Raw genomic sequence first — 6,727 nt, forward strand, 5'->3', positions numbered from 1 at the left:
GGAGTTGCCAGAGGGCTCTGTCATCGAGTCCGATCGCGGCCCGTGGGCTCGACGTTCCCAGAGGCCCGACGTTCCCGGGGGGGTGGCGGTTCTGAACGGGTGGGCAGGAGTGTGGGGGCATTGCCTGGGAGGGACGAGCACCGGCTCGTCCGGGGAGTTGCCGGGGGCTATTTCATCGAGCTGGTGCTCGACGTTCCCAGGGGTACGACGTTCCCGGGGGTGGCTTCCCCGGGCGGGCCGCCAGCCCGGGGTGTAGCGCACCTGCGCTACACCATCCGCGCTGCGCCCGAGCCGCGGTCAGCGGCGCGGGCGGCGGTTGTCGCGGCGGCCGTCCCGGCGGTCGCCGGAGCGTTTGCGGTTGGCGGCTGCGGCGGCGGCCTGTTCGGCCTCCATGGCATCGTTGGCGGCCTTTTCCTCGGCGCTGCGGTGGCGCTTGGGTACCGGCTTGAGCAGTTCTTCCTCCGGCGGCACGCACTCCAGCTTGCCACCCAGCAGCTCCTCGATCGGCGGCAGCTGGAAGGCGTCGTCCTCGCCGGCGAAGCTGATCGAGGTGCCCTTGGCGCCGGCGCGGCCGGTCCGGCCGATACGGTGCACGTAATCCTCCGGATCATCCGGCAGGGTGTAGTTGATCACATGGCTGATGCCGTCGATGTGAATACCACGGCCGGCGACATCGGTGGCGACCAGTACCCGCAGCTTGCCTTCGCGGAAGTTCTCCAGGGTGCGTACCCGCTTGTTCTGCGGCACGTCGCCGGACAGCTGGGCGGCGTCGATGCCATCGCGCATCAGGCGCTCCTGGATGCGGCGCACCTCGTCCTTGCGGTTGGCGAACACCATGACCCGGTCCAGCTCCAGCTGGGTGATCAGGTTGTACAGCAGCTTGTACTTGTCACTGCTGCTGACCGCGTAGACCTTCTGGGTGATGTTCTCCGAGGCGGGGCGCTCGGGTTCGATCTCGACGATGGCCGGATCCACTGTCCACTGCTGGGCCAGGTTCATCACGTCATCGCTGAAGGTGGCGGAGAACAGCAGGGTCTGCCGGTCGCCCTTGCGCGGGGTCTGGCGGATGATCTGCCGCACCTGGGGAATGAAGCCCATGTCGAGCATGCGGTCGGCCTCGTCGAGGATCAGTACCTCGACCAGATCCAGATGCACTTCGCCACGGTTGCAGAAGTCCAGCAGGCGTCCCGGAGTGGCCACCAGGATGTCGCAGTACTTGCGCTCCAGCTGCTTGAGCTGCTTGTCGTAATCCATGCCGCCGACGAAGGCCATGACGTTCAGCCCGCAGTGTCTGGTCAGGCCCTCGGCATCGCTGGCGATCTGCATGACCAGTTCCCGGGTCGGGGCAATGATCAGCGCCCGCGGCTCGCCCATGTAACGCTCGTCCGGCGGCGGGGTTTCCAGCAGCTGGGTGATGGTCGAAATGAGGAAGGCGGCGGTCTTGCCGGTACCGGTCTGGGCGCGGCCGATGGCGTCGTGACCGAGCAGGGTGCTGCCCAGTACCTGGGCCTGGATCGGGGTGCAGTACTTGAAGCCCTGATCCTGAATACCGCGCATCAGGCTGTCTGGCAGGGGGAAGTCGTGGAAGCGGGTCTTGCCTTCGGCCGGTTCCACTACGAAATCATTGATCGACCAGGGCTTGGCGGGAGCCTTGGGTGCCTGGGTCTTCTGCCGGCGCTGGCGTTGACGGCCTTCCTTCTTCGCCGGCCGGTCGTCGCCCGCCGCGGCCGGTGCAGAGGTGGCCGGGCCGGGCGCTGCCGGCGCAATCGGCGCCGCCACCGGCTCGATATGCGTCTCGTGGTGAGGAGCCGGTGTCTTGCCCGGCTTGAATAATTTTTTCAGTGCCTTGAGCACAATGGTCTCTCGATGTGGTATGTGAACCACCGAGTGTAAAGCAACCCAACCGGTTAGCGAAGTCCCAGACGCCCGCTGAGCCACTGGCGGATGTCGCCGATCTCCTGCGGGCATACCTCGTGACCCATGGCATAGGCGTGCCACTGGCAGCGGTGACCGGCCGCGGCCATGAGGTCATGCACCTCGCGGCCCAGGTTGGCGTGGAGAATGTCGTCATGTTCGCCGTGGGCGACGAACACCTCCAGCGCCGGGCCCTTGTGCCGTTCCAGCGCCTCGGCCAGTGTCGGGGCATAGGTGGACAGGGCCATGACACCGGCCAGCGGCAGCTCGCTGTCGACTGCCGCACGCAGGACGATGGCGCCGCCCTGGGAGAAGCCGGCCAGCACGATGCGCTCGGCGGCGATGCCCTGGGCCATCTGCTGTGCTACCAGTTCCCGCACCATGGCCACGGACTCATCCAGTTGCTGGGTATTCATCACCCGCTGCGGGCTGATGGCCAGGATGTCGAACCAGCAGGGCATGGGGAAGCCGTTGTTGATGGTCACCGGCCGGGTCGGCGCCTGGGGAAAGATGAAACGCACGCAGTGATCGGCGGGCAGCTCCAGCGCCCTGACCACGGGCACGAAATCGTAACGGTCGGCACCCAGGCCGTGCAGCCAGATCACGCAGGCGTCGGCTGGGACGGGGGGCTCGATAATCAGGGCTTCGCTGGACATCAATCTACCTCAGGCTCGGGACATGTATTTGCCGGTTTCGGTGTTGATGCGTACTACCTCACCGGTCTCGAGATATTCGGGAATCTGGATTTCCAGACCGCTGGCAAAGCGTGCGGTCTTGGTACGGGCGCTGGCCGAGGAGCCCTTGATCGCCGGTGGGGTTTCGGCAATCGGCATTTCCACCACCGCCGGCAGCTCCACGCCGATCAGATTGCCCTCGACTACCAGACCATACAGGCCCTGGATGCCGTCGTACAGATAGGGGATCTGATCCTCCAGCGCATCGGGGCTGAGGGTGAACTGGGTGAAGTCCTCGTTATCCATGAAGGTGTAGCCGTCGGCATCCTGATAGAGGAACTGGATGGCGCGCTTCTGGAAGTCGATGGGGGTGAGGACGTCATCGCCGGTGAGGCTCTGCTCCAGCTTCTGCCCGGTCTGCACGTGGTTGAAACGGACCTTGTACAGGGTGGTTCCGCTGCGGGAAGAGGGGCTCTTGATATCGATCTGGGAGACGATATAGGGCTGGTTGTTGATCTGGACGATCTGACCTTTCTTCAGTTCGGCGGCTTTTGGCATGGTACGGGCTCGGTGGTGGGAAGAAAGGCGCTATTTTGCGCGGCACCCCGATGCCGCGCAAGCGCCGCCTTATCACTCCTGACGGCTGTCGATCAGCTTCTCCAGCCCGGCTTTGCTGACCAGGTTGACGTCGACCTGGCGGGCGGCGATCTCGATATTGTGCTCGGCGAACAGGCGGTCGATTTCCCGGTTGGTTTCGTCGATCGCCGGGTTGCGGTCGTCCAGCTTGCGCACATGCATGCGCAGCTCGTGTTCCAGGCGGTGGTCGTTGAATTCGAGGAAGAACACCAGCGGTTCGGGGTCATCCAGTACCCGGGGATTGTCCCGGGCGATCTTCAGCAGCAGCTCGCGCACCAGGGTCACATCAGAACCGTTGGCCACCGCCACCTTGACCGTCACCCGGGTAACCGTATCGGACAGCGACCAGTTGATCAGGTGCTCGGTGACGAAGGTCTTGTTCGGCACGATGATCTCCTTGCGGTCGAAGTCGGTGATGGTGGTGGCGCGGATGCGGATCCGGTTCACCGTACCTGACAGGTTGCCGATGGTGACCACGTCGCCGATGCGTACCGGGCGCTCGAACAGGATGATCAGGCCGGAAACGAAGTTGGCGAAGATTTCCTGCAAGCCGAAGCCCAGACCCACGCCGAGGGCGGCGATCAGCCATTGCAGCTTGTTCCAGCTCACACCCAGGCTGGCGAGAAAGCCGACGATGCCGACACTGACGATCAGGTAGGACAGCAGGGTGGTGATCGCGTAGCTGCTGCCCTGGCGCAGGTCCATGCGTGACAGCACCAGGATCTCCAGCAGCCCCGGCAGGTTGCGCGCCAGGGCGATGGTCAGCAGCACTATGATGATGGCGCTGAGCAGGTCGCCGGCGCTCAATGGCTTCATCAGCGGGTTGTCGGCGGTGCCGCTGTTGTACTCCCACAGGGTGATGGACTCCAGATAGGAGGCCGCACTGATCAGGTCGGACCAGACCAGATAGACCAGCACGCTGAACAGCACCAGCAGCGCCAGGCGCCCCAGGCGCAGGGACTGCTGGTTGATCTGCTCCAGCTTGAGTTCGGGGATTTCCAGCACCGCCTCGCTGTGCGAGCCGTTGCCGTTGGCGTGTTCCTCCGCCTGGCGCTTGCTCAGGGCGCGCTGGTAGGCGAGGTGCCGCCCGGCAACCCGCAGGTTGCGCACCACTATGCCCTGCAGCAGCATCCAGGCGGTGATCAGGTACAGGGTGTCGACCATGCGGTCGGCCAGGCGGATGGCGGTGTAGTGGAAGCCCCAGAAGGTCATGCCGGCCAGCACCAGCGGCGTCAGTACCAGGATCAGCAGGGCGCTGTAGTGGAATACCCGCGAGTTGTTCAACGGCTCGCTGCGGCGCATGAAGCGCCATACCAGCAGACTGAACAGGCACAGGGTGACAATCATCACCGCGCGACCGATCACGTCCTTGTCCAGATGCTCGGGGTTGCTGGTACCCAGGCTGATGATCAGCACCATGGGCAGCAGTATCCACGCCAGCTGACGGGTCAGCCGGCGCAGCCGGGCGACCTTGTCCGCCGACCAGCGGAAATGCCGGCGGGTGATGCCCTGGGGGTCGAACAGCCGGTACAGCAGGTGCAGCACGAGCCAGGTCATCGCCAGATGCTGCAGCGCCTGACCGAGGGTCGGCATGGCGGGGGTGTCGCCATAGCGCAGGCCGAAGCCGGTGGCACCGAGGAAGATGGGTAGCGGCAACACCCAGATCGCGGTCAGCAGCAGGGCCAGTGGCGTGGTGCGCTGGCTGTCGCGCAGGTAGTGACCGACCTCATCGTGCAGCTGCTGCAGCCGCGCCGCCAGCCGCTTGCGCAGCAGCACCGGGATGGCGGTCAGCGCCAGGATCAGGGCCAGCCAGCCGATATTGTCCTTCAGCGTCAGCAGCAGGCGCAGGGTCTGCCGGAGCGGCTGCAGATCCTGCAGCTGGGACAGGGCCTGGGCCGGCAGGTTGAGCAGCCAGTTGCGGTTGATCGGCGGGTTGCTGGCCACCCAGAACAGCTGGTCATCAATGGTCTGACGCAGTTTGGTGCTCAGCTGCAGCAACTGGTCCTGATTGATCTGCAGCGCCACGGCCTCGCCGAGCAGGGTGTTGATATGGGTGCTGAGCTGTTCGACCAGCACCACCCGACTGCGGATCAGCTGCTGCAGATCCTCGCGCAGGGGCTCGCGCTGTTCCTCCGGCAGCTGGCTCAGCAGCCGGTTGAGATAGGCCTCCTGGTTGCGCAGTTCCTCGCGCTGCTGGTTGAGCTCGAACTGGCGCAGGCGCATGTCGGCGATGGAGTCGGTCAGCGAACTGTCGATGCGTACCAGCGGCAGTGCCTGCTTCTCCTGGTGCAGGATGCGTGACAGCAGCAGGCTGCCTTCAAGCACGCTGATCTGCTGATCCAGGGCGCTTTCCTGCTGGGTCAGATAATCCAGCTGCTGGGTCGTCTGGATATTGCGCCGGGACAGGGCGCTGATGCGGTTGGAGGTGGCGAGCAGCTCCTCGCTGAGCCGCTGGTTGGTCAGACTCTGCTTGTGCAGCAGCTGGTGATTGCTGATCTCGATGGATTCGGCGGCGGTATCGCTGATCACCTGCTCGGACAGGCTGCGGCGCTTGTCGTCGATGACGTCCTGCAGCGCGTTGATCTCCTGCTCGATCCGGTTCAGCTCCGCCAGCAGCAGGCGCCGCCGGGCGTTGGCCAGCTCCAGCAGCGTGTTGTTGGCCGACAGCTGCTGGCGCAGCAGGGCATTGGCCAGTTCGAGTTGCTCCAGTTCCGCCTGGATCGCCCGCTCCCGCGCCCGATTCAGCTGGCTGCCGGCCTGGCGCTGCAGCTGGCGCAGCTGTTCATTGAGTTCATTGGCCCGGGTCTGATTGGCGGAAATGCGGCTCTGGGTCTTCTCCGGGCGGGTTTCGGCGGCGATCAGCTCGCTGTTGATGGCGGTCAGTTCGTTCTGCCAGTCATACATGCGCGAGACCTGCTCGCCCAGGGTCACATCCAGATCCTGCAGGGTGCGGCTGGCATAACGCTGGTGCAGCTGCTCCTCGTCGGCCGGACGCAGGGCCTCGAGCTGCTGGCGCAGCCGGCGCAGTTCTTCCGGCGCCTGGTCCAGGGTGGTCTGCAGTGCTTCCTGCTGCTCGCGCAGGGACTCGGTCTGCTGCAGGGCTGCCAGCGTCTGCTGCCAGACTTCGAGAAACTGCTCCTGCTCCGCGGCGGATCGGCCGCTGTCGGGCAACGCGGCAATATCGGCCTGCAGCTTCTCGATGGGGCTGAGTTCGGCCTTGTCGGCCTCCTGTGCCTGGCTCAGGGGAGCAAGGCACAGGCAGGTGAACAGGGTCAGGACGGTGAAATAGAGGCGAAACATGGAAAGCAATCCGCAATGTGCTGATGGCTAGGTTAGACGTCGTGGCGGGGGAAGGAAAGACAGGGGGCGGGTGGGGGCTTGCGGATAGGGGCGAAGCCCTTCGCACCGGGGGCGGTGCTCCTACAGGGGCGGCGTGGCCGGGTGTCTGGTCTTTTGTGGGAGGCTCGGTCCGGGGCAAATAGGGGGCGTGCGGGTTCGCACCG

General features: G+C 65.1%; 4 protein-coding genes. All 4 read right to left on the minus strand.

Annotated features, from left to right (window positions below):
- Positions 1-297: 297 nt before the first annotated feature.
- Positions 298-1,854 (minus strand): ATP-dependent RNA helicase RhlB, encoded by a 1,557-nt coding sequence (gene rhlB, locus VF673_RS14865; protein WP_440292504.1) that lies wholly within the window; start codon positions 1,852-1,854, stop codon positions 298-300.
- Between the two features lie 53 nt (positions 1,855-1,907).
- Positions 1,908-2,570: an alpha/beta hydrolase gene (locus VF673_RS14870; protein WP_440292505.1), complete on the minus strand. Its 663-nt coding sequence runs from the start codon at positions 2,568-2,570 to the stop codon at positions 1,908-1,910.
- A 9-nt stretch (positions 2,571-2,579) separates the two neighbouring features.
- The gene (gene efpL / locus VF673_RS14875; RefSeq protein WP_090535925.1) at positions 2,580-3,146 is read right to left on the minus strand and encodes an elongation factor P-like protein EfpL; all 567 of its coding nucleotides are present in this window, start codon (positions 3,144-3,146) and stop codon (positions 2,580-2,582) included.
- Between the two features lie 72 nt (positions 3,147-3,218).
- The gene (gene mscK, locus VF673_RS14880) at positions 3,219-6,524 is read right to left on the minus strand and encodes a mechanosensitive channel MscK (protein WP_440292506.1); all 3,306 of its coding nucleotides are present in this window, start codon (positions 6,522-6,524) and stop codon (positions 3,219-3,221) included.
- Positions 6,525-6,727: the final 203 nt, after the last annotated feature.

The sequence above is a fragment of the Halopseudomonas sp. Lyrl_26 genome (genome assembly GCF_051948695.1).
GTDB lineage: Bacteria > Pseudomonadota > Gammaproteobacteria > Pseudomonadales > Pseudomonadaceae > Halopseudomonas > Halopseudomonas formosensis.